A 21,881-nucleotide genomic window follows, 5' to 3' on the forward strand; every position below is an offset into this window, starting at 1 on the left:
CGGGTACACGAAAAGGGGGGACCGGAGCCCAGAAGCCGTATAGCATAGAGAAAGGTGCTGTTATGAGTGCTGGAAAGATTAAGGTCACGGTCGGCGTCTGCGGCGGAATTGCAGCCTACAAAGCGGTAGAGCTGGTCCGCCTCCTGCAGGATGCAGGCCTTGACCCACATGTCGTCATGACCGCCGCAGCCGAGCGCTTCGTCACCCCGCTCACCTTCTCCGCCATCTCCGGCCATAAGGTCATCACTTCTCTCTGGGACGACGCCGACCCCGAGCCCGACGCCGCCATCGAGCACATCGACGAGGCTCAGACCACCCAGGCTCTCATCGTCGTCCCCGCCACTGCAAACATCCTCGGCAAATTCGCAGGAGGTCTGGCCGACGACTTCCTCACCACCCTCTACCTTGCTACCATCGCTCCCGTCATCGTGGCTCCCGCGATGAACGTCAATATGTGGAATCATCCGGCCACCCAGGCGAACCTCACCACTCTCCGCCAGCGTGGCGTTCAAATCGTCGAGCCGGGCAGCGGCTACCTCGCCTGCGGCATGATCGGCAGCGGCCGCCTCGCCGACAACTCCGCCATCGTCGCCGCCACCTTGCAAGCCCTGAAAACCACCGCACAAACAGCAATCCAAGACCTGGCTGGTGAGACCGTCCTCGTCACTGCCGGAGGCACACGCGAGGCCATCGACCCCGTCCGATTTCTCGGAAACCGCTCCAGTGGACGGATGGGCTACGCCCTCGCCGAGGCCGCCCGCCAACGCGGAGCTCGCGTCATCCTCATCAGCGCACCAACCTCCCTGCCGGCCCCGGACGACTGCGAGCTCATCAAAGTAATCTCCGCCGCCGAGATGCGGCGGGCGGTCCTCGACCGCCTCCCCGAAAGCTCGCTGCTCATCATGGCCGCCGCAGTCAGCGACTTCCGCGTCCGCCACCCGGAGCCCGAGAAGATCAAGCGCAACGGCCCGCTTCTGCTTGAGCTCGATCCCACCGAGGACATCCTCCGCGAGGCCATTGGCCTCCGCAAGCCGGGCACCCTCGTCATCGCCTTCGCCGCCGAGACCAACGACCTCCTCGTCAACGCCCGTGCCAAGCTGGAGAAGAAGGGCGCGGACGCCATCGTCGCAAACGACATCTCCGCCGCTGGCTTAGGCTTCGACTCCGAGCGCAACTCCGGCGTCTTCCTCACCCGCCATAATCAGGTCGAAATACCAGCGACGACCAAGCAAGCGATGGCCCACCGAATCCTCGACGAAGCCCTCGCCCTCAAAGCGAACCTCGCCTCCACGCTCGTTAAAGCACCCGCCCTGATTTAAAAGCTCAGCCCCAGCGACATCTGAATCTGCCGCTGACTCCCGATCGTATGGCTCACAACGCCCAGGCCAAAGGGAGCGTTGTACAGCTGCTGACCTGCGGTGGGGAACGAGTTGAAGTTTTCATTTTGAGAGACCTCGTTGCCCGGAACGTCGAAGCTGGTGGTGTTCGTAAGGTTGTAGACGTCGAAGGTGTACTTCAACGTGAAGCGCTCGGTAAACTTCGTCATCTTTACCAGCGAGGCATCCGCTCTCTTCTGGAACGCCTGCCGGAAGATGTTGCGTTGTCCTGTCGTGAAGTCTGTCTCGAAGGGATCGGTAGTCGGAATTCCACCGCTCAACGAACCAGGGGCGAGCAAAGGCACCGTAAAGCATGAGGCCTTCAAGGCTTCATCTCCCACACCAAATGCTCCTGACTTGCCCGTCACTGCGTTTTTGGCGTTGCAACCTGGAGCCAGTGGAACAATTGGATTTGTGATGCCATTGTTCGTGCTGTAGTAGACGCTGCCGACAGCGCCGGTAAAGTCGATCACACTATACGGCTGCCCGCTCTGCAAGACTGTAAGCCCGACCAGCGACCAACCATTCGCAACGTAACCTACGAGCGTGTGCTCCTTCACCAGGTTCGGAAGCCTGTAGACGTAGTTGAAGTTGATGACGTGAGTCCGATCGAAGTCCGCCGACGCATACGCATCGCGCAGGTTCAATGGGTTGTTGCCGTTGTAGAAGAGACCGAGCCCGCTCTGCTCATCCAGCGCATGCGAGTAGGTATAAGAGAGACCAACCTGCACTCCGTGGCTCATACGCTTCTCCACATGCGCCACCAGCGCATTGTAAGCAGAGACACCTGCGGCTCTGTACGAGATAGATTCCGCAGCGTATCCAACGTAAGGAACGCGATGATCGACGTTTCCGCCCTCGAAGTCGGCCATGTACTCCGAGCCGTCGGGAAGATTTGCGCCTTGCACCGTGTAGCCATAGCTGTACTTCTGGCCGTGGATGGGAGCGGAGGGATTGGCGATTCCCGGCTGGTTGAACGGCACCGGAATCACCTGATGCCGCCCCAGATTGCCGACGTAGCCGAGCTCGATCGCAAGATCGTTGCGCGGCTGCCACTGGATATCGAGAGTGTAATTAATGGTGTAGGGCAGCTTGTTCCTGCGGTCGTAGACGCCTAGCGAGATCGGCTGAGCTCCATTGTTGATCCTGGCTAGATTTGGCAGATAGTTGCTAAGGTCGGAGGCCTTGGGATTCGTCGGCGCAGCGGACTTCACATTTGTATAGGGATTCGCCAGATTTCCAGTTGAGGCGGTAGGCGCCACCGTCGGCGGAGCGAAGGAATCGCCTCCCGGCCCAAGGCCGCCGCAAGTAGGGATGAAACCGCTGTAAAGAGTAGCGGTCGGGCAGCTCTGCGCAGTGACAAACGGCAGTTGTTGATTCACGCCGAAGGGACCACCGGTCACAGTGCCAATGGCATAGCCAGGCGAGAAGTAGCTGAATAGCTCGCCGCGATCGTAGTACATGCCGGAGCCGGCACGGACGACCACCTTGCCGTGAAACGCCTCCGGCTGCCAGGCCGCACCCAGACGCGGACCGATGCCCCATTGACGACCCGTAAGCGTCGTACCGCTGACACCGCTCGTACCGTTCGTGTTATTTCCAGCGATGATGAAGCCGGGATTGACGATGGTGTCGGAGCCAGCCGAATAGCTGTAGAGGGTTGGGTCGAAGTTGAAGATGCGTCCCTCCTTCTCCGTCAGTCCGCCGTCCCAGTCATAGCGAATGCCGGCAGTGAGACTAAGCGTCGGCGTTACCTGAAACTTATCCTGCACATACAAGCCGACCTGATTCGCACGATAGTAGCGGCTGGCATTTCCTTGCAGGAAGGACGAGACATAGAAGCCGGTCGAAGAGCCGCCCGGCGTAACGTATCCTTGCGCAAACGCGCTGAGGTCGTCGGTAGCGATCGTGCCGGTGCCGGTCCGCTTGTCGATCGTATTGAGTTGCGTATAGCTATAGCTTCCACCGAAGCTGACTGTGTGTTTCCCCAACGTCCAGATCGCGTTACCCGACGGCTGAAGCCGGTTCTGGAAGACGCCGGTGTTCGACCCCTGGGCCTCCGCGTTAGGACCAATGCTCAGGATGCCGGTGGAGATACCGGCGTTGTAGGCCGCTTCGCCAAGCACGTTGACGATCGAGATGCCTGGAAAGTAAGTCGAACCAAAGGTATTGATGGAGCCCGTTCCGTACGTGCCTCCAGGAATACTCTGCGGAGTGAAGGGCTGTTCGTTGTTGGAGTAGATCTTTTCACGCAGGAAACCAAGGGACTGCGTTGTGCTGAGGTTCGATTTGACGGTGTAGGTGTTGTTGATCGAGAAGACCTGCGCGCCCGCATCCAGATGTTGCGAGAAGCCCGGAACGTTCGAGTAGGCGTAGGGCGCGATCGTCGGATCGTGCTGGTAGTAGTACTTCAGCGCGAGCGTGTCCTTGGAGTTGGCGTTGTAGTCGAGATCGGCGACTGCCATGTCTGCTGTGAAGCGTCCCGTCCCGGGAAGGAATGCGTCGAAGGCATGCGTCGGGGAGAGATGAGACGAGCCGGTGTCGTTGGGAATGAGCCACTTGCCAGGCTCGCCGGGAAGCGAAGGCGAGTTGAAGAGTTGCAGCACCAGAGGATCGACCTGCGAGGGCATCACGTTCGTATCCGAGAACTGCGCATTGATGATCGAAGCCAGACCGGCGGCGTTACGGTTGGTATCGCTTAAGCCGACAGGAACGTTGAGGAATCCATCCCCGATCTCCTGGTCGGCGACATGCAAGTGCTGATAGGACACGAACCCGAAGAGCTTGTTCTTAATGATCGGGCCACCGAAAGTTCCCCCCACGATGTAACGGTGCAGCTCGGGGTTCTTCAGGTTGGCCGGAATGGCATCGTCATTCTTGAAGAAGAAGGGTGCAGCGTTGATCCAGTTCGTTCCGCGTCGTCCATAGATGTTGCCATGGAAGACATTGGTTCCCGAAGCGGTGCTCAGATCGATGTGTGCCCCCGAGGTAGAGCCTTGGGAGGCGTCGTACATGGAGGCGTTGACGCGCACCTCCTGCAGACTCTCCGGAGCAGGAGTCGGAATGGAGTTGCCGATTGAGAGATACACCGAGGCGCTGGATTGAATCACGCCACCACCTCCGCTGTTTCCCACGCCGGTACTGTTGATCACGCGCGCTGAACCAACCTGGCTCGTACTCTTGCCATTGAAGAGGGAACTGCCGTCGACCCCGTTCAGCAGAAAGGTGTTGCTGGTGTCACGTTGTCCGTTGGCCCAGATCGGCGCATTGCCGAGACCGCTGTTGACACCCGTGCCACCGGAAAGCTCCGCATTCACTCCTGGGGAGAGAATCGCGAGGCCAGTAAAGCTGCCCGTCGGCAGAGGGATGGATTGGATCTGCGCCTGATCCAGAACGTAGCCATTCGTCGTGTCCACCGCGTTCAGGAGCGGAGTGGCCTCAATCGTAATCGACGTATTGAGGTTGCCGATCGCCAGCGCCGCATTGACCGTGGCCGTGCGATTGCCTTGCACTCCGATCGAGGGAATCTCCTGGCTTTGGAATCCATCCAGGCTGAAGGTTAGTTTGTAGCTCCCGATTGGGAGATTAGGGAACTCATAGAAGCCGTTGCTGCCAGACTTCTGGGTCCGCTTGAGTCCCGTCTGGTCGCCCACTACGGTCACTTCGGTTCCTGCCAGGATGCCACCCGTCACATCCGTGACAATACCGGTGATCCCCCCCAGCGTCTGCTGAGCCGCCGCAAATCGCGCACTCAACAAAGCAATTATGACCACCATTGAGATTCGGATGCGGGTGTGAAGACGGGTAGACATCAAGATCTCTCCTGAGAAGCTCTGGGTTGGAGTGAGTAGAAAAAAGGCGAGCGGGATCAGCGCTTATAAAACGGGGAGTCGGATTTGCAACGAAAAACGGGGAGATGTAAAAACGCTAAAACCACTCGTTCAAACGAACAGCAGTGATCCTAACAACGGATCCAAATGGAAATTGAGGTTTCGATTCCCACCATACCGCATACTCTTTTCGTTGGCGAGGAATTAATTAAGGTCCACCATTGAAGATCTCTGTGAGTTCATGCCGCCAAAAAAAATTTGACGGAGGAGATTGCACCTCTCTTTCACGCCGATCCAGACGTATTTCCGGGATCGGCTGGCGAGACGTATCTTTGCCCCTGTATCGTTACTTTCTTAAGCATCAAAGCCTTACCCGGAGCCCGAACTTCATGTCGAACCTTTGTACGCGCATCTTACTGACTCTCCTTGTTGTCCCATGCATCCCTGCCGCCCTCGCACAGACCACCCTTAGCGAACCAACCGTGCTCGTCGACATCGACCACCGCGACGCCCTTAGCCTTAATGGCGACTGGCACTACATCGTCGACCCCTACTTCGGCGGCCTCTACAGCTTCCACCGCGAGATCAAGAAGGACGGCTACTTCATGGACGCCGATCCTGCCTCCGCCAAAGCCGGCCCCATCGAATACAACTTCGCCAAGTCTCCCATCCTCAAGGTTCCGGGAGACTTCAACACCCAGCACGACTCCCTCTTCTATTACGAAGGTCCCCTCTGGTACGAGCGCAAGTTCGACTTCACCCCCAAGGCCGCCAGCCGCGTCTTCTTCCACATCGGCGCTGCGAACTACCGCGCCAAGCTCTGGGTCAACGGCCAACACATCTGCGATCACGAGGGCGGTTTCACTCCCTTCGACTGCGAGGTCACGCAGGTCGTTAAGCCCGGCCAGAACTCCGTCGTCATCAACGTCGACAACACACGCATCGCCGACGGCGTGCCCACCCTCAACACCGACTGGTGGAACTACGGTGGGCTCACCCGTGACGTCTCCATCCTCTCCGTCCCCGAAGCCTTCGTCGACGACTACGAACTCCACCTCGACCGCGCGACCCGCACCAAGATCGAGGGCTACGTCCACGTCGAACACGCTACGTCGGGAACCAAGGTCCACCTCACCATCCCCGAGCTCAAGGTCGCAGTAGACGCGACCACAGACGCTGCAGGCCGCGCCGCCATTGCACTTACTCCGCAGAACCTCGAGCTCTGGTCCCCCGAGACCCCCAAGCTGTATAAGGTCACCATCGCATCCGGATCCGACACCCTCACCGACGACATGGGCTTCCGCACCATCGAGACGCGGGGCACTCAAATCCTCCTCAACGGCAAGCCCGTCTTCCTCCGCGGCATGTCCGTGCACGCCGAAGCGCCGTACCGCACCGGCCGTGCTAACACCGAGCAGGATGTCACCACCCTCATCACCTGGGCGCAAGAGCTGGGTTGCAACTTCCTCCGTCTCGCCCACTACCCCCACGACCAACGCATGACCCGCGCCGCCGACCGCATGGGCGTCCTCATCTGGAGCGAGATTCCTACCTACTGGGCGCTTCACTTCGACGACCCTGCAGTCCTCGCCAAGGCTCAGCAGCAGCTCCGCGAGAACATCCGTCGCGACCGCGACAAAGCCTCTGTCATCCTCTGGTCTGTCGCCAACGAGACACCCAACACACCGGCCCGCACAACCTTCCTCTCCACGCTCGCCGCCAACGCCCACGAGCTCGATCCTACCCGCCTCGTCACCGCCGCGCTGTTGGTTCGCGCCGAAGGCCATACGGAGAGCGGCGACTCGCACGTCAAGCCGGGCGAACCCAACGTCAAGATCGTCGACGATCCGCTCGGCAAGGCCCTCGACGTCATCGGCGCAAATGAATACATCGGCTGGTACGAGAAGACTCCTGAAGACGCTGCAAACACTGTCTGGAAGATCGCCTACGACAAGCCACTCATCATGAGCGAGTTCGGTGGCGATGCGCGCTTCGGTCTGCATGGCTCCGAACACGAGCGCTGGACCGAGGAGTACCAGTCCAACATCTACCGTAACCAAATCGTCATGCTCAACAAGATCCCTCAGCTTCGCGGCATGAGCCCCTGGATCCTCATGGACTTCCGCTCTCCTGTCCGCGTACTGCCTGGCGTCCAGGACAACTTCAACCGCAAGGGCCTCATCTCCCCCGAGGGCCAGAAGAAGCAAGCCTTCTTCATCCTGCAGAAGGCCTACAAAGACAAAACCCTCGGTAAAGCCGAATAGAGTCAGCCAAAGCCAACTAACTTACGCCCCTTCGCGGCGCATCGCGAAGGGGCAACCTGTTAGTACACAGCTACCACGACCGCCTGCCTGGCTCCAACCTCCACCCGCACTTCCCCTCCATACACCCTCACCCTACTGTCCTTCCCCCATAACACCTCCGCCCGCCCACAACCCTCAAGAGAAGTATTCGCAACCGGAGCCGTTACACTCTCCGCAGCATCGCCATTGTTCACGACCACCATCACCCGCTGCCGATCGTTCCCCGCGACACATCCAGCCTGCAACCCAACTCCGCGCACGAACACCATTACCCCGGCCTTCGCCTCTAGCACCTGCTCCTCGCCGCTCTGCAACTCAACACGAGCAGCCCTTAGCTTCAGCAAGCCCTTCACCCAATCGAAGATCTCAGCCTGCTCCGGCGTCCGTCCCGCGGCGACAAAGGCACTCGCGCTACTCCCCGCAAACCCTCCCGGAAAGTCCCTGCGGTTGTCCGGGTCTTCTCCCCCCTGCATGGCAATCTCGTCGCCCGAGTAGATCTCCGGCATCCCCCGCATCGTCGTCAGCACCACGAACGCCTCCTTCAAGCGAGCCGGCGTCGCGCCCTTCTCGCCCATGAACCGTGCCATGTCGTGATTCCCCAGAAACGGCGCCAGCCGCTCCGGATGCGGATACAGCGCATCCAGCCGCAACACCTCCGCCAGCTTCGTCATCGGAGCGTCCTTCAGAAAAACCTCCCGCAGCGCAAAGTGGCTCGGAAAGTCGAACGGCGTATCCAGCCCTGTATCCACGCCATTCCGCACCACACCTCCCGCGAACGCCGACGTAATCGTCGCATCCGGATTGAACACCTCACCCACCGTGGTCAGCCGCGGATACAGCCCATGCAGCTCCGCATGAAACCCTTGCCAAAACTCCCGCCCCACATACGGAAACGTATCGATCCGTAGACCATCCGCGCTCGTCTCCTCCACCCACCACACCGCATTCTGCGTCAGATACTGCGCCACCGCAGGGTTCTCCTGATTCATATCCGGCAGCGTATTCGCGAACCACCCCTCCGTCACATTCTTCTGGTCCCGCCACGCCGCATGAGGATCGGTCAGCGGCCGAAACTCCCCCTGCGCCACTGTATGATTCGCCTTCGTCCCATGAAACCAGTCCTCTGTCGGCGAGTCCTCGACCCACGGATGCTTCGCGCCCACATGGTTCGGCACCGTATCCAACACCAGCTTCATCCCGCGCCCGTGCAGCGCCGTCGCCAGCACCTTCAGATCCTCCAGCTTCCCAAAGTGTTCATCCACCGCATACATATCTGTCGCGCCATACCCGTGATAGCTCTGCGCCTCATGATTCTGATACACCGGCGTGATCCACACCGCCGTCACGCCCAGCTCCTGCAGATAGTCCAGATGCTGCAGGACCCCACGCAGATCGCCCCCATGCCACCCACGAGCCTTCGCCTTCTCATCGGCCATATCGCCAGCTTGCATGTCGTTCGTCGTATCCCCATCCGCGAACCGATCCGTCATGATCAGATACACCACGTCCTTCGAAGAGAATCCCGCAAACCCACTCGACGCGGCCTTCCGCTCCTCGAACCGATACTCCACCTTCGCCGTCTCACCCCGAGCAACCGCACTCAACTCCACCGTCTCCGCCTTCTCCGGAGAACCACTCAACCAAACCTGCGCCCAATGCCCATTCGCTGACACCGTCGTCCGCTCTACCTTTAGCTTGCGGTCGCTCAAGCGAAACGTCGCTCCATCAAGATGCTCGCCCTGCACCAGCAACATCGCCTTCGGCATACGCGCCCACCAGTTCGGCGGATCGACCTTCGTCATCACCGGCGCCTGCGCCCATAGTCCAACCGTGCCAATCAACACTCCCAGACCAACCATCCACCTGCAAACAATCACAGCGCCCTCACTTCTATTCATTCCATCCACTCAAAAGAAAAGGCGCCGCGCCTTCGAAGCCGCGGCGCCCATGATCACGCCGTAGCCTAGAACAGGAAACGAACCGCCATCTGCAACTGGCGCTCCGTAGCCTGCCGTGTCGATTGGATCTGACCGACCGTGGCATTCCCTGCATTCGTATCCGGATTCGTGAACTGCGGCGTATTCGTAATGTTGAACGCCTCCGCCCTCAGCTCCGCCTTCAGCCGCTCCGTCAATGGCAGCGTCTTGAACAGCGAGACATCTCCCGTAGCAAAACCCGGCCCGTAGAACTGATTCCGTGACGTGTTGCCCTCCTGCCCTGCGGGTGGCTGCACAAAGTTATTCACGATCCACTGGCCCTTGACGCTGTGCGGCTGCTGCACCGGTCCCGTCGTGCTCGCACGCAGACTGTAGTTGCCGTTGCTCTGGTTGAAGAGAACGCTGAAGGGCGTGCCCGTCTCAACCTGTACCAGCGCATTCAACTGCCATCCACCCACCACGGTATCCAGACCTCGGTTCAGATGCGACGCGAACATCCGGCCTCGTCCAAACGGAAGATCGTACACCGCGCTCGACACGAACACATGCCGCTGATCGAGGGTAGAGTTGCCCTTATTCAAGCGTGTGTCATACGGATACAGTTGGCTCACCGCGGAAAAACCGATGAACCCATCGGAGTTATCGATGTTGTGCGACCAAGTATACGAAGAGGTAAATGTCAGCCCCTTCGCTGCACGGTAGGTCAACTGCGCCTGCAGACTGTTGTAGTGCGACGTCCCGTTGTTTTGGTTGTAGACCACCTGTCCCAGATTCGGAAAGCGGTTCGGTGCGCTCGCCGGCGCGCCTAGCGGCTTGTTGTTGAAGTTGTATCCCGTCGCAAGGTGGTCGCTCTTGTTACCTACGAACGCGACACTCATCACCAGGTTCCTCGCCACCTCTTGCTGCACCTGCAGGTTGTACTGCTGCACCGCGGGAAGCTGCTTATTACGATCCGTCGCAAACACGTTCACACCAGCCGGAGGATTCTGTGGATCGAAGTTCGGAAATCCCGGCAGCGGCAACGGATTCGTGGCCAACGTATTGTTGTTATTGTTCAGCGGACTCTGACCCGTAAACGTAATGCGATATCCACTCGCTGCCGTATAGCTCACGCTTCCACCAAACGGCACCTGCTGGCCGAACTGGTTGTCGATGCCGCCGCGATCCAGGAAGTAGAAGATGCCGTAGCCGCCGCGCAGAACCGTCTTGCCCGTCCCGTATACGTCGTACGCAAATCCGATACGTGGAGCGACGTTGTTGTAGTCCGTATTCACGATGCTACGCGGAACGCCATTCACTCCCGCCAGATCGATCGTGCCGGTCACCGGGTTCAACGCCGACTGCCGATTATGCTCCTCTGTCGGATACGTAATAATGTCGTACCGTATGCCGAGGTTCAACGTAAGACGCTGCGTAATCTTCCAGTCGTCCTGCGCGAAGGCTCCTACCTCATAGTTGCGCGTCCCAAAGAAGCCGCTCTGCGCGCCGATGCTGTAGTTATCGATGAATCCAGCCAGCAGCTCCGACACCTGGTATCCGGTGAAGTCACCATTCGCGATCTGGAAGAATCCCTTGCCCGCGATAGGGCGGAAGAACGCTACCTCGCGTCGAATCCCATTCCCACCGACCTTGAACGTATGCCTGCCGCGAACATAAGAAAGCGCGTCATTCAACTGGTACGTGTTCTCCGGCACCGCATACGTACCATAGTCTCCGGTGTACTCCAACTGGTTGTTGTTTCCACCAATCAATGCGCCACCCCCGAGGTTCGCGTTGCGGTTCGCATTCACGATGCCGAGGTTCGCCGAGATCGGAACATTGCTAAAGACCGGCTGATTCGTAAACGTATAGCGAACGTATCCGGCACGAAACTCATTAACCATATTCGGAGTGAAGATGTGCGTCTCACCCAGTGCATAGCCTCGTCCATGTACGTTGTTCGAACCCGATCCGAATCCGGCCGGCAGCAGCGGCAGGCGCGAAGTCCTGGTGAAGTCGCTGTTGTCATACGAGAACCGCGCAAAGAACTGATCCCGCCCGCCGATCTTGTAGTCCAACCGTGCGTCGAACGTATTCGCGTGCCGCACATCCTTCCGAATCGTCCGGTAGTTATTCTGCGTTCCATTCGCAACACCCGGAATGTTGGGCAACGGATAAGCATTCAGATAGTTGATCGCCGCCTTGTTCTGCCGTGCAGTCGGAATGATATTGCCGACGAACGGTGCGCAAGTCTGCGGGTCGTAGATAAACCCGTTCGTCGTACCCACGGGCGCACCCGTCACCGCACCCGCTGCCGGTGTGCAGAACTGTGGAGCCTGCGTCGTGCCCTGGTTGTAGAGCTCGCTGAAATTACCGGTCCGCATCAAGGCGGTGGGAACCGTGATGAGCTCGGGATTTAGCGGCTGGCTCTCTCTGAGCCCCTGGTAGTCACCAAATAAGAATAAGCGATTGCGAAGCAGCGGCATTCCCAGCGAACCGCCAAACTGATTCCGCTTGAACGGGAGCACCGGTGTCGCGCTCGCACCCGCGAACCGGTAGTTCGGACTCGCATCAAACAAGCTGCTGCGCGCAAACTCAAAGGCCGATCCGTGAATCTGGTTCGTGCCCGACTTGATCGACGTCTGGACGATCGCGCCGCCCGCCCGTCCGAACTCCGCCGGAGCCACGCTTGAGTTCACCCGAAACTCCTGCGTCCCCTCCACGTTCGGGAAGAACTCCAACGTGTTCACCAGAGACTCGTTGTTGTCCACGCCGTCCAGGATAAAGTTGTTCGCCTGCGGCCGCAGTCCGTTGTTCGAGAGCGACCCGCCTCCATTCGTCGAGTTGCGGAACGTCTCCGCATCTCCATTTACACCGCTCGCCCCATTGCCGTAGTTCCCCCGAGTCACACCTGGAGCCAGCAACGCCAACTGGGTAAAGTTACGTCCATTCAGAGGAAGCTCCGTCACCTGCCGGCCGGCGATCACCTCGCCTGTCGACGACGTGGACAGGTCCACCGGCGGCGCGGCATCCGTCACCTCGACCACCGTGTTCGCCTCTCCTGCCGCCAGATGGAAGAGGACGTTCTGCACCTGCGACACCTGCAGATCGAAGTTTTGGGTCGTCGTCTCAAACCCATCCTTCGCCGCCACGATCTTGTAATGCCCCCGGGATACCGCCGAGAAGTTGAACGAACCATCCGGACCGGCGGTCTGCTTCAGTTCGTTTCCGTTCTCCGAGTTCGTCAGGGTTACGGCGGCTCCCGGAATCAGTGCGCCCGTAGAGTCCGCCACCGTCCCGGTCACACGACCTGTATCGGTCTGCGCCACACCGCTTCCAATACTGGTCATCGCGAGAGCCAACACCGCGAATCCCATCAAAAAAGTCTTGCCGATACCGTGAAATTTGTTCTGGGCTACTGCCCGGGCTATCCTGCCCAAATCTGCGAACGCTGCCATGTTGCCTCCAAAGCGCCCATCTCTCGCCTGCGACTATCAATCCAAAAGAGGAATGGGCTGCGCGGAGAACCATCGCGGTTGCATTCGTCCCTTCGCAATCCTTTAGAGTTCGTTTCTCCTTCAATTTTGCTTCTCCTGATAAATGCCGTTATTTCAATGAGATGATTCGAGCCTTCAACGCATTAAAATGGAGGATAAGACTTTGGGGCTCTTCGAATCCAGAAGGAGTGTCGGCCAAAAACGGTTTTGATTCCCTCGAAGGAACCGCATCGTAGGCACTTACTCCCGAATCAAACCAGTGTTACAGTCGTCATCCAGAGGTCGTCGCATGTCCCCTACCGTCGAGAGCCCGTCGCGGGTCCTTTTCGGTCTCTTCGAGGCTGATCTACAAACCGGAGAGCTATGGAAGGCTGGCAAGCGAATCAAGATTCAAAGCCAGCCCTTTAAAGTCCTGACCGCGCTCCTCGAGCGTCCCGGTGAAGTTGTCGCCCGCGAAGATCTTCAACTCCGCGTCTGGGGCAAAGACACCATCGTCGACTTCGACCACTCCCTCGGCACCGCCATTAATAAGATCCGCGAAGCCCTCAGCGATACCGCCGACAATCCCCGTTTCGTCGAGACCCTGGCCCGCCGTGGCTACCGCTTCATCGCCCCGGTCACCTACCCGCCTTCGCCTCAGCCCCAGCTCCAGCCCGTCCGGCTCCCCCTCGTTCCCGGCGAAATAACAGCCATACAAAATCCACCCTCCGCGCAATCTTTCCCAGACACACCAGCTTCTGCTACCCCAATCTCTCTTCCGGACGCCCACGGTCTCGCAGGCAATCGCATCCTCCTTAATACAGGAGCACTCGTTCGCTGGGGCGCCACTGTAGCCACTATCCTCTCTGCCGCAGCAATCGGCTTCTTCTTCGGCACGCGCAACATATCTCCCAAGCCTTTACACATCAACCAGATAACACACTCCGGCCGCATCTCCCCGGGCGCGCCCGCAATGGAGAGCCTCCCTGCTACCGCAACCGACGGGGTCCGTATCTTCGCCTCCGTCATAGAGAACGGACGCGCCGCTCTCTCCCAGATCTCGGTCAACGGAGGCGAGATCCAACTGCTCCCCATCCCCAGCGAGATCGCCGCTCCTTCTCTCGGAGACCTCTCACCGGATGGCTCCAAACTACTGCTGCGAAGCCACTTATCCCCAGAGTCCGAACAAGCTCTCTGGATCGTCCCCACCGGCGGAGGCAGCGCCCTGCGTCTGGCCAACATTCTCGCCCATGACGCTACCTGGATGCCCGACGGCAAAAGCATCCTCTACGCCAACGGAAACGATCTGTTCCTGACCCACGTAAACGACGGCAGTCAAACCAGTTACGCTAGTCTCCCGGGTCGCGCCTTCTGGCTCCGCTGGTCCCCCGACGGACAGATCCTCCGCTTCACCATTCTCGACCCTATTAGTCACACCCTCTCCCTTTGGGAGCTCCCCGCCGGTTACCACGCTCCTCACCAGATCCTCGCTAATTGGACCAATCCAGCCACCGAGTGCTGCGGCACCTGGACCTCTGACGGTACCTCCTACGTCTTCCAGTCCTCCCACGACGGCACCTCCGACCTCTGGCGTCTCAAAGGCAAAAGCACCGGAAACCCCGAGAAACTCACCAACGGCCCCCTCAGCTACGAGGCACCCGTTGCCGCCCGAAACGGCCACGGGATCTTCTTCCTCGGAGTCGATACCCACTCTGAACTAAAACGATTTCTAGTTGATAAGAAAGAATTTATACCCGAGAGAACCTTTCTCGTCGACGCCAGCCGGATCGATTACTCCAGAGATAAGAAATGGGTCGCCTGGACCGATCCCGACGGCCGTCTCTGGCGCGCCCGCATCGACGGAACCGAAAAACTCCAGCTCACTCGCGACTCCCTCACTGTCTTCCTGGCCCACTGGTCCCCCGATGGAACTCGTCTCGCCCTCATGGCCCATGAGCCCGGTAAGGCCTGGCAGATCTATCTGATAACCGCCGACGGAGGCAGCCCAGAGCACCTTCTCCCTGAAAACCGCAACCAGGCCGACCCCTCCTGGTCTCCCGATGGAAACTCCCTCGTCTTCGGTCGCGTTCCCGACCTCATGGGCAAAGAGAACGGCGCACGCAACATGCAAATCCTCAATCTCCGTACCCGAAAACTGGAGGAGATCCCAGGTTCCGAGGGCATCTTCAGCCCCCGCTGGTCTCCTGACGGAAGATTCATCGCCGCTCTCTCCCTCGACCAGAGCCGCCTCTTTCTCTTTAACACCGACAGCCGTACCTGGAAGATCCTCGCCGAGACCAGCGTAGCCGACCCCGTCTGGAGCAGCGACAGCAGATCAATCTTCATCCACGCCTTCATGGATGAAACCCAGCCGATCTATCGCGTCTCCGTTCCCGATGGCCGCCTCGAATCCATCGCCAGCCTGGCCAACTTCCGCACCGGCGACACTGCGGACTACTTCTTCAGCGGCATTACCCCGGACAATACCCCTCTGGTCCGCTCCCGCAGCTCCACTGGAAACCTCTACTCCCTGGATCTCGACGGGAAATAAGCCTGTTCCCCTATTTAATGCGGCACTCCATGCTACTCATTCAAAAAGGCTTACAAGATGACACAAAAATGAGCCACAAAAGGTTTTCCTTGCATTGTGACTACCCTGCCAGATAACGTTCTTTGATCCAATGCGCGCGTCTGCTCTCCTCCTTCTCTCCGTTCTCTCGTCGTCAGTGATTGCGGCCGCTGCTTCGGCAAAGATTAAATCCCTCCCCAACGGCGTGCAGGCCACGGCCAGCGGCACCACCGTTCAGATCACCGCTCTCCGCGATGACGTTCTCCGCGTCCGAATCGGCCAGGACGGTAAGCTGCCCGAAGACGCCTCGTGGGCCGTCCTCCCTGCCTCCCGCACCTCCTCCATCCACGTCTCTCCCGATGCCACCGGTTTCCACACCGCCTCCCTCCAGGTGACGTTGGACCCCACGCTCCGCCTCACCGTCTCCGACCTCGCCGGCCACATCCTCCAGCAGGACTCCGAACCCATCCTCTGGCACGGCACCGGATTCAGGGTCACCAAGCAGAAGGACCCCGCCGACCACTTCTTCGGCCTCGGCGACAAACCCGGTCCCCTCGACCGCGCCGGCCAGTCCTTCACCATGTGGAACACGGACGCCTTCGGCTGGCAGGAGTCCACCGATCCCATCTACAAGAGCATCCCCTTCTTCATCGACCTCCGCGCCGGCCGCGCCTTGGGAGTCCTCTTCGACAACACCTGGCGCACCTCCTTCGACTTCGGCAAAGACGCCCCCGGTCAATACACCTTCAGCGCCCCAAACGGTCCCGTCGACTACTACCTGCTCTACGGACCGACGCCGAAACAGGTCGTCGAGACCTACGCCTGGCTCACCGGTCCCACCCCCCTGCCGCCGCTTTGGACCCTTGGCTTCCAGCAGTCGCGCTACAGCTACGTACCGGAGTCCAAAGTCATCGAGATCGCCGACCGTCTTCGCGCCGACCACATCCCCTCCGACGCCATCTATCTCGACATCGACTACCAGAAGAGCAATCGCCCCTTCACCGTCGACACCGACAAGTTCCCTCACTTCCAGCAGATGATCCAGGACCTGGCGCAGAAGAACTTCCACATCGTCGCCATCACCGACCTCCACATCGCCCATCTTCCCAACGCCGGATATACCCCCTACGACACCGGCACCGCAGGCGACCACTTCGTAAAGAATCCCGATGGCACCACCTACGTCGGCCCCGTCTGGCCCGGCCCCTCGGTCTTCCCCGACTTCACCCGCAAGGCCAGCCGCGACTGGTGGGGCACCCTCTACCAGGACTTCACCCGGCAAGGCGTCGCAGGCTTCTGGAACGACATGAACGAGCCCGCCGTCTTCACCTACCCCACCAAGACCATGCCGGATAACATCCAGCACCGCATCGACGAGCCCGGCTTCCAGACCCGCACCACCAGCCATCTCGAGGTCCATAACATCTACGGCCTGGAGAACTCCCGCGGCACCTACGAGGGTCTGCTCTCCCTCCAACCCGACCAGCGTCCCTTCGTCCTCACCCGCGCCAGCTACGCCGGAGGCCAACGCTACGCCGCCACCTGGACCGGCGACAATAGCTCCACCTGGAACCACCTGCGCATGTCCGTCCCGCAGATCGTCAACCTCGGGCTTAGCGGATTCGCGATGACCGGCGCCGACGTCGGTGGCTTCGCCGGCTCTCCCTCCCCCGACCTCCTCACCAAATGGCTCGAGCTAGCCGCCTTCCAGCCCATCGACCGTGACCACGCCGCCAAAGGCACCCGCGACCACGAGCCCTGGGTCGACGGCCCCGAACACCTCGCCATCCGCCGCCGCTACATCGAAGAGCGTTATCGCCTCATGCCCTACCTCTACACCGTGGCCGAGGAGATGTCCCGCACCGGCCTGCCCATCATGCGTCCCCTCTTCCTCGAATTTCCCCAGGCCACCAACGACGGCCATCCCATCGATCTCGACGCCGGCAGCGAGTTCCTCTTCGGTCCCAGCCTGCTCATCGCACCCAATCCTTCCCCCGAGGAGGTCGCACCCTACGAGGTCCATCTTCCTCCCGGAGTCTGGTACGACTACTGGACCGGCGCACGCCTCGACCGCCGTGCCCTGACCGCCGCCCGCGACCTCGAACAGCGCGACGCCAAGCAGCCCAACAAGCCCCTCCTCGTCACTCCCACGCTCGCGGATCTCCCCGTCTACGTCCGCGAAGGCACGATCCTTCCCATCTCACCGTTAACCCAAAGCACCAATGAAGTCCCCAACGGCCCGCTCACCCTGCGAGTCTATCCCGGCCAGCACTGCAGTGGCGATCTCTATCAGGACGATGGCAAATCCTTCGCCTTCCGCACCGGCTCTTACCTTCGCATACATCTCTCCTGCACTGAGAATCCTGACGGCAGCCTAGCGCTCCATATCGACGCTCCCCAAGGCTCGTTCGCGCCATGGTGGAAACAGATCCGCATCGAAGCCTACGGGTGGACCCCCACGAGCCGCACCGCCACAACACCGCAGGGAGCGCAACCGCTCCAACAGTCCGGCGCGGCGTGGACGTTGACCATTCCTGCTGTCACCACGGCTACTGAACTCGTCCTCCGATAAGTAACTCGATAGATTCTTTGCAGAGCAGATATTGAGCTTTGAGGACAACCTCGTCTCTAGCTAAGGCATCGTTTGAGTAGGCGAACTACACTCTGAGACATTCACCTGTGGATCTCCTTCGCGAAGGCCCCGCTGCGACAAATACCAGCGCCCGCTGGTACGAGCCGAATGCCCGGTTCGCGGTAATAAAAGACTCGAAAAAAAGAATCACCTGTGTGCCGATCGTCCCAGCACGCCTTTTGGAGACTTATGCGCAACGTATCCCCTCTCGCTATTTTTTCCCGCGCCTTCAAGCTGCTCTCTAGCCTTCTGCTCCTGTCCCTCGCGATCCCGGCCTTTGCGCAGTACGGCGCAAGTCTCTCCGGCTCGGTTCAGGACGCTACAGGTGCAATCATTCCAGGCGCCACCGTCACCCTGACCAATACCGCCACTAACCAGACGCAGACAACGACCTCCACCGCGGATGCCGGCTTCTATCATTTCGGATCGCTGCCCCTCGCGAGCTACACTGTCGTCGTCAGCGCGAACGGCTTCCAGAACAACTCCCTAAGTGTCTCTCTCGACTCCCAGAGCCCCCGCAATCTCAACGTCACCATGCAGCCCGGATCGAGCCACGACTCCATCACCGTCACCGCTGATGAGATTCCCGCCCTGCAGACCGGCGACGCCAGCATCGGCGCGACCATCAGCAGCGCCGAGATCCAGCGCATTCCCACCTTCGGCGCCAATCCCTACGAACTTCTCCGCACCGCCCCCGGCATCAACGGCGATGCAGCCCGCGCGGGCAACGGCACCGCCAACTTCCTGCCCAACGGAGCGGGCCCAGGCGGCTCCTCCTCCGGCATCTTCCAGACCGAGAACCAGACTCAGATCTCCGCCGACGGCCAGCGCGTCGCCAACAACAACTACATGCTCGACGGAGTCAGCGTGAACTCCCTGAGCCACGGCGGCTCGGCAGTGGTAACGCCAAACACCGAGGCCGTCGGCTCGCTCAACGTCATCTCCACCTCCTACGACGCCTCGCAAGGCCGCAACACCGGCGCGCAGATCATGTCCATCACCAAGAGCGGCACCAACGACATCCACGGCTCGCTCTTCTTTCTCTACGACGAACCCGGGCTCAACAGCTTCAACAAGTGGGGCGGTCCCACCGGAGGCCCACCTCTAAAGGTCACCAATAAGCAACGGACCTACGCCGCCTCCATCGGCGGACCCATCGTCAAGAACAAGCTCTTCCTCTTCGCCTCCTATCAGGGCTTCGGACAAAGCACCGCCGGAACCGCGGTAGGCTGGGTCGAGACCGATCAGTACCGCGCTGCAGTTCAGGCAGCGCGCCCCGGCAGTGTCACCTCGCAGATCTTCGGTAGCGCGGGCATTCAACCTCGCATCACCGGCCACCTGACTCGTGACTGCACCGACTACGTAGCCAATCCCAGTCAGTATCCCGGCCAGGGACTGACCAATGGCCCCTGGTGCCGGGCTGTCAACGGTGGCATCGATATCGGCTCCCTTACGGCCGGAGGCGCATCGCAGATCGGCGTCTATCCCAATCTCAATCGACCCGGACCAAATCAGGCAAGTCCGCGGGAGGTAGGGAACGGCCTCGACAGTCAGGCCGACCTTCAATACGTGGCATTAGCCATTCCCGGCCATAGTCGCGGCAACCAGTTCAACGGACGCGTCGACTATCAGGCGACCCAGAAGGACCTCATCGCAGGCAGCATCTATGTAACCAAGCTCGACAGCTATGGCTCGGCTAATCTCAACTCCCGCCTTCAAGGCGACGTGCCCTTCAAGCCTCTGAACTCCGCTGGCACACTCATCTACATCCACACTTTCTCCCCGTCATTGATTAATGAACTCCGTGGCAACGTCACTCGCTTCTTCGACAACGGCATCGCCGACGGCGGAGGCATCGTCAACTTCGGCATCCCCGAAGCTCACACCGAGAGTCTTCCTGTAAACGAGATTCAATTCGGTCTCCCGCAAGGCCGGGGAAGCTTCTTCGCCCAGAACACCTACGAAGTCCGCGACACCGTCAGCAAGACCTTCGGTAGTCACGTCCTCCGAATGGGAGTTGAGATTCGCCGCGAGCAAGACAACGACAACCCTGTGATCGCAGCCACGCGTCCGGTCTACTCCTTCCAGGGTCTGTGGAGTCTGGCGAATGATGCACCCGTCTTCGAGGGCATCACCGCTAACCCGAATACCGGAGGCGCACCTGCTATCGCCAACTACCTGCGATCAGAGAACTACGCCGCCTTTGTGCAGCACGATTGGAAGGTCACTCCTCAGCTCACCATCAACTCCGGTCTTCGCTGGGAGCTATTTACTCCGATACGCAACGCTGGCTCCCGGTTGAACTACCCCGTCCTCGGACCCGCCGGCAACGAACTCGCAGGCATGACCCTGGTGCCTCGCAATCATCTCTGGAACACGCAGTACAAGAACTTCGGACCGAAGGTTGGCTTCGCCTACAACCCCACGCAACTCTCTGGCAAGATGGTCCTCCGCGGAGGATTCGCTCTCGCCTATAACCACCTCGACTTCGCGCTCTTCAACACCGCGCAGCAGGACAACGGCCCGAACCTGGCGAACTACAACCTCTGCTGCGGCGACTCCAGTTCGCCTCGCGCAGGCGGAATTATCAAGTACTCGGTCGGGACAAGTAACTCTCCCACCAGCTTTCCTGCGAACCCTGCACTCGCCACTGGCACCGGAGCAAACGGCTTTCCCAATCCCTACGGCGTCGACGGTAGCGGAAACCCCATCTACCCCAGCATCGAGATCTACGGAGCCTTCCCCCGAACCCAGGTTCCTTACAGCTATCTCTACTCCCTGGAGACGCAGTTCGAACTGCCCGCCCAGATGACCACCACCATCGGATATGCAGGTAGCCTCGGGCGTCACTACGCTCGTCTCGTGCGCCAGGGCTTCATCTATCCTACTGGCGGGCCTGTGGGCGGTAACGTCTACATGGCTCAGACCGACTCCGTCATGTCATACAACGGTTTGAACGTCCGGCTCGAGCGGCGCATGAAGAGCAACTTCACCGCCTCCGTAAACTACACCTACTCCAAGAGTCTCGATCAGGTCTCGAACGGAGATCAATCCAACTCCAACGCTAACCAAACCGATCCCGCCCACAATCGTACCGAGTACGGCCCGTCGGACTATGACAGCCGCCATCGCATCACCGGCACCGCACTTTGGGAGCTTCCTCATGTACGCTCCAATAACTTCTTGGTGAAGGCAGCCGCCAACGGCTGGCAGATCAACGGAATCGCGACGTACCACACCGGCTTCCCCTACACCCCGGTTGTGCCTAACCTCCAGCAGGTAGGATCGAATCCGAACTCCGACGTCCCCAATCCCGTTCGCCCATTGGGTTACAACGGAGGTGCTGGAACCAGTTGCTCCAACGACGCCTTCAAGAATGGAACAAATTTTGTCGGAGGCGGAGCGCAGTACTTCAACATCAACCTTCCCGTCGACGCTAACGGCAATACCATCAAATCTGCCTACGCCCCCGGCATCGGACGCAACAGCTTCCGCGGCCCATGCTACGTCGACGTCGACCTCAGCGCTGCCAAGGAGATCAAGTTCCAGATGTACGCCCGCACCGCTCTCCTTCGTTTTCAGGCTAACGCCTTCAACGCCTTCAACATCCTCAGCTTGCAGCCCATCACCAACGGCAACGCCAACGCGGGGGCAAACATTACCAGCGCCAACTTCGGCGAGTCTCAGGGTGCAAATGCTGGGCGCGTCATCGAGTTCCTCGCACGCTTTCAATTCTGATCGGAACAATTCTCGACAAGCCCCTGGGAACCCAAACTCCC

8 protein-coding genes are annotated in these 21,881 nt (G+C 59.8%); 5 read left to right on the plus strand and 3 right to left on the minus strand.

All coding sequences use genetic code 11. The features are described 5' to 3' along the window. Nucleotides 1-62: 62 nt before the first annotated feature. Nucleotides 63-1,319 (plus strand): bifunctional phosphopantothenoylcysteine decarboxylase/phosphopantothenate--cysteine ligase CoaBC, encoded by a 1,257-nt coding sequence (gene coaBC, locus HB393_RS10685; protein ID WP_213805164.1) that lies wholly within the window; start codon nucleotides 63-65, stop codon nucleotides 1,317-1,319. Here coaBC and HB393_RS10690 read toward each other — a convergent pair. Next, complete coding sequence (locus HB393_RS10690) at nucleotides 1,316-5,188, minus strand: TonB-dependent receptor (protein WP_213805165.1); 3,873 nt, start codon at nucleotides 5,186-5,188, stop codon at nucleotides 1,316-1,318. The genes coaBC and HB393_RS10690 overlap by 4 nt on opposite strands. 407 nt (nucleotides 5,189-5,595) lie before the next feature. On the opposite strand from HB393_RS10690, the gene HB393_RS10695 reads away from it, so the two are divergent. Beyond that, a complete protein-coding gene (locus HB393_RS10695; RefSeq protein ID WP_213805166.1) occupies nucleotides 5,596-7,470 on the plus strand; it encodes a glycoside hydrolase family 2 TIM barrel-domain containing protein in 1,875 nt (624 codons plus the stop codon). Nucleotides 7,471-7,529: 59 nt separating this feature from the next. On the opposite strand, the gene HB393_RS10700 is transcribed toward HB393_RS10695, so the two are convergent. Both HB393_RS10700 and HB393_RS10705 read right to left on the minus strand, forming a co-directional pair. Next, a complete protein-coding gene (locus HB393_RS10700) occupies nucleotides 7,530-9,407 on the minus strand; it encodes an alpha-amylase family glycosyl hydrolase (RefSeq protein ID WP_255550983.1) in 1,878 nt (625 codons plus the stop codon). A 65-nt stretch (nucleotides 9,408-9,472) separates the two neighbouring features. After that, nucleotides 9,473-12,883, minus strand: coding sequence for a TonB-dependent receptor (locus tag HB393_RS10705; RefSeq protein WP_255550984.1), 3,411 nt, complete (start codon nucleotides 12,881-12,883; stop codon nucleotides 9,473-9,475). A gap of 328 nt (nucleotides 12,884-13,211) precedes the next feature. Here HB393_RS10705 and HB393_RS10710 point away from each other — a divergent pair, with 328 nt between their 5' ends. From HB393_RS10710 to HB393_RS10720, 3 genes are all read left to right on the plus strand, one after another. Then, nucleotides 13,212-15,452, plus strand: a complete 2,241-nt coding sequence (locus tag HB393_RS10710) for a winged helix-turn-helix domain-containing protein (protein WP_213805167.1) — start codon at nucleotides 13,212-13,214, stop codon at nucleotides 15,450-15,452. Between the two features lie 130 nt (nucleotides 15,453-15,582). Then, the gene (locus HB393_RS10715) at nucleotides 15,583-18,042 is read left to right on the plus strand and encodes a TIM-barrel domain-containing protein (protein WP_213805168.1); all 2,460 of its coding nucleotides are present in this window, start codon (nucleotides 15,583-15,585) and stop codon (nucleotides 18,040-18,042) included. A gap of 249 nt (nucleotides 18,043-18,291) precedes the next feature. Further along, complete coding sequence (locus tag HB393_RS10720; protein ID WP_213805169.1) at nucleotides 18,292-21,840, plus strand: carboxypeptidase regulatory-like domain-containing protein; 3,549 nt, start codon at nucleotides 18,292-18,294, stop codon at nucleotides 21,838-21,840. Nucleotides 21,841-21,881 lie beyond the last annotated feature (41 nt).

It is taken from the genome of Granulicella sp. dw_53 (genome assembly GCF_018449545.1).
Classification (GTDB): Bacteria; Acidobacteriota; Terriglobia; order Terriglobales; family Acidobacteriaceae; genus Edaphobacter.

Coding starts and splice junctions, on each gene's coding strand:
- coaBC (WP_213805164.1), top strand. CDS start 63: ATGAGTGCTGGAAAGATTAAGGTCACGGTCGGCGTCTGCGGCGGAATT.
- HB393_RS10690 (WP_213805165.1), bottom strand. CDS start 5,188: ATGTCTACCCGTCTTCACACCCGCATCCGAATCTCAATGGTGGTCATA.
- HB393_RS10695 (WP_213805166.1), top strand. CDS start 5,596: ATGTCGAACCTTTGTACGCGCATCTTACTGACTCTCCTTGTTGTCCCA.
- HB393_RS10700 (WP_255550983.1), bottom strand. CDS start 9,407: ATGAATAGAAGTGAGGGCGCTGTGATTGTTTGCAGGTGGATGGTTGGT.
- HB393_RS10705 (WP_255550984.1), bottom strand. CDS start 12,883: ATGGCAGCGTTCGCAGATTTGGGCAGGATAGCCCGGGCAGTAGCCCAG.
- HB393_RS10710 (WP_213805167.1), top strand. CDS start 13,212: ATGTCCCCTACCGTCGAGAGCCCGTCGCGGGTCCTTTTCGGTCTCTTC.
- HB393_RS10715 (WP_213805168.1), top strand. CDS start 15,583: ATGCGCGCGTCTGCTCTCCTCCTTCTCTCCGTTCTCTCGTCGTCAGTG.
- HB393_RS10720 (WP_213805169.1), top strand. CDS start 18,292: ATGCGCAACGTATCCCCTCTCGCTATTTTTTCCCGCGCCTTCAAGCTG.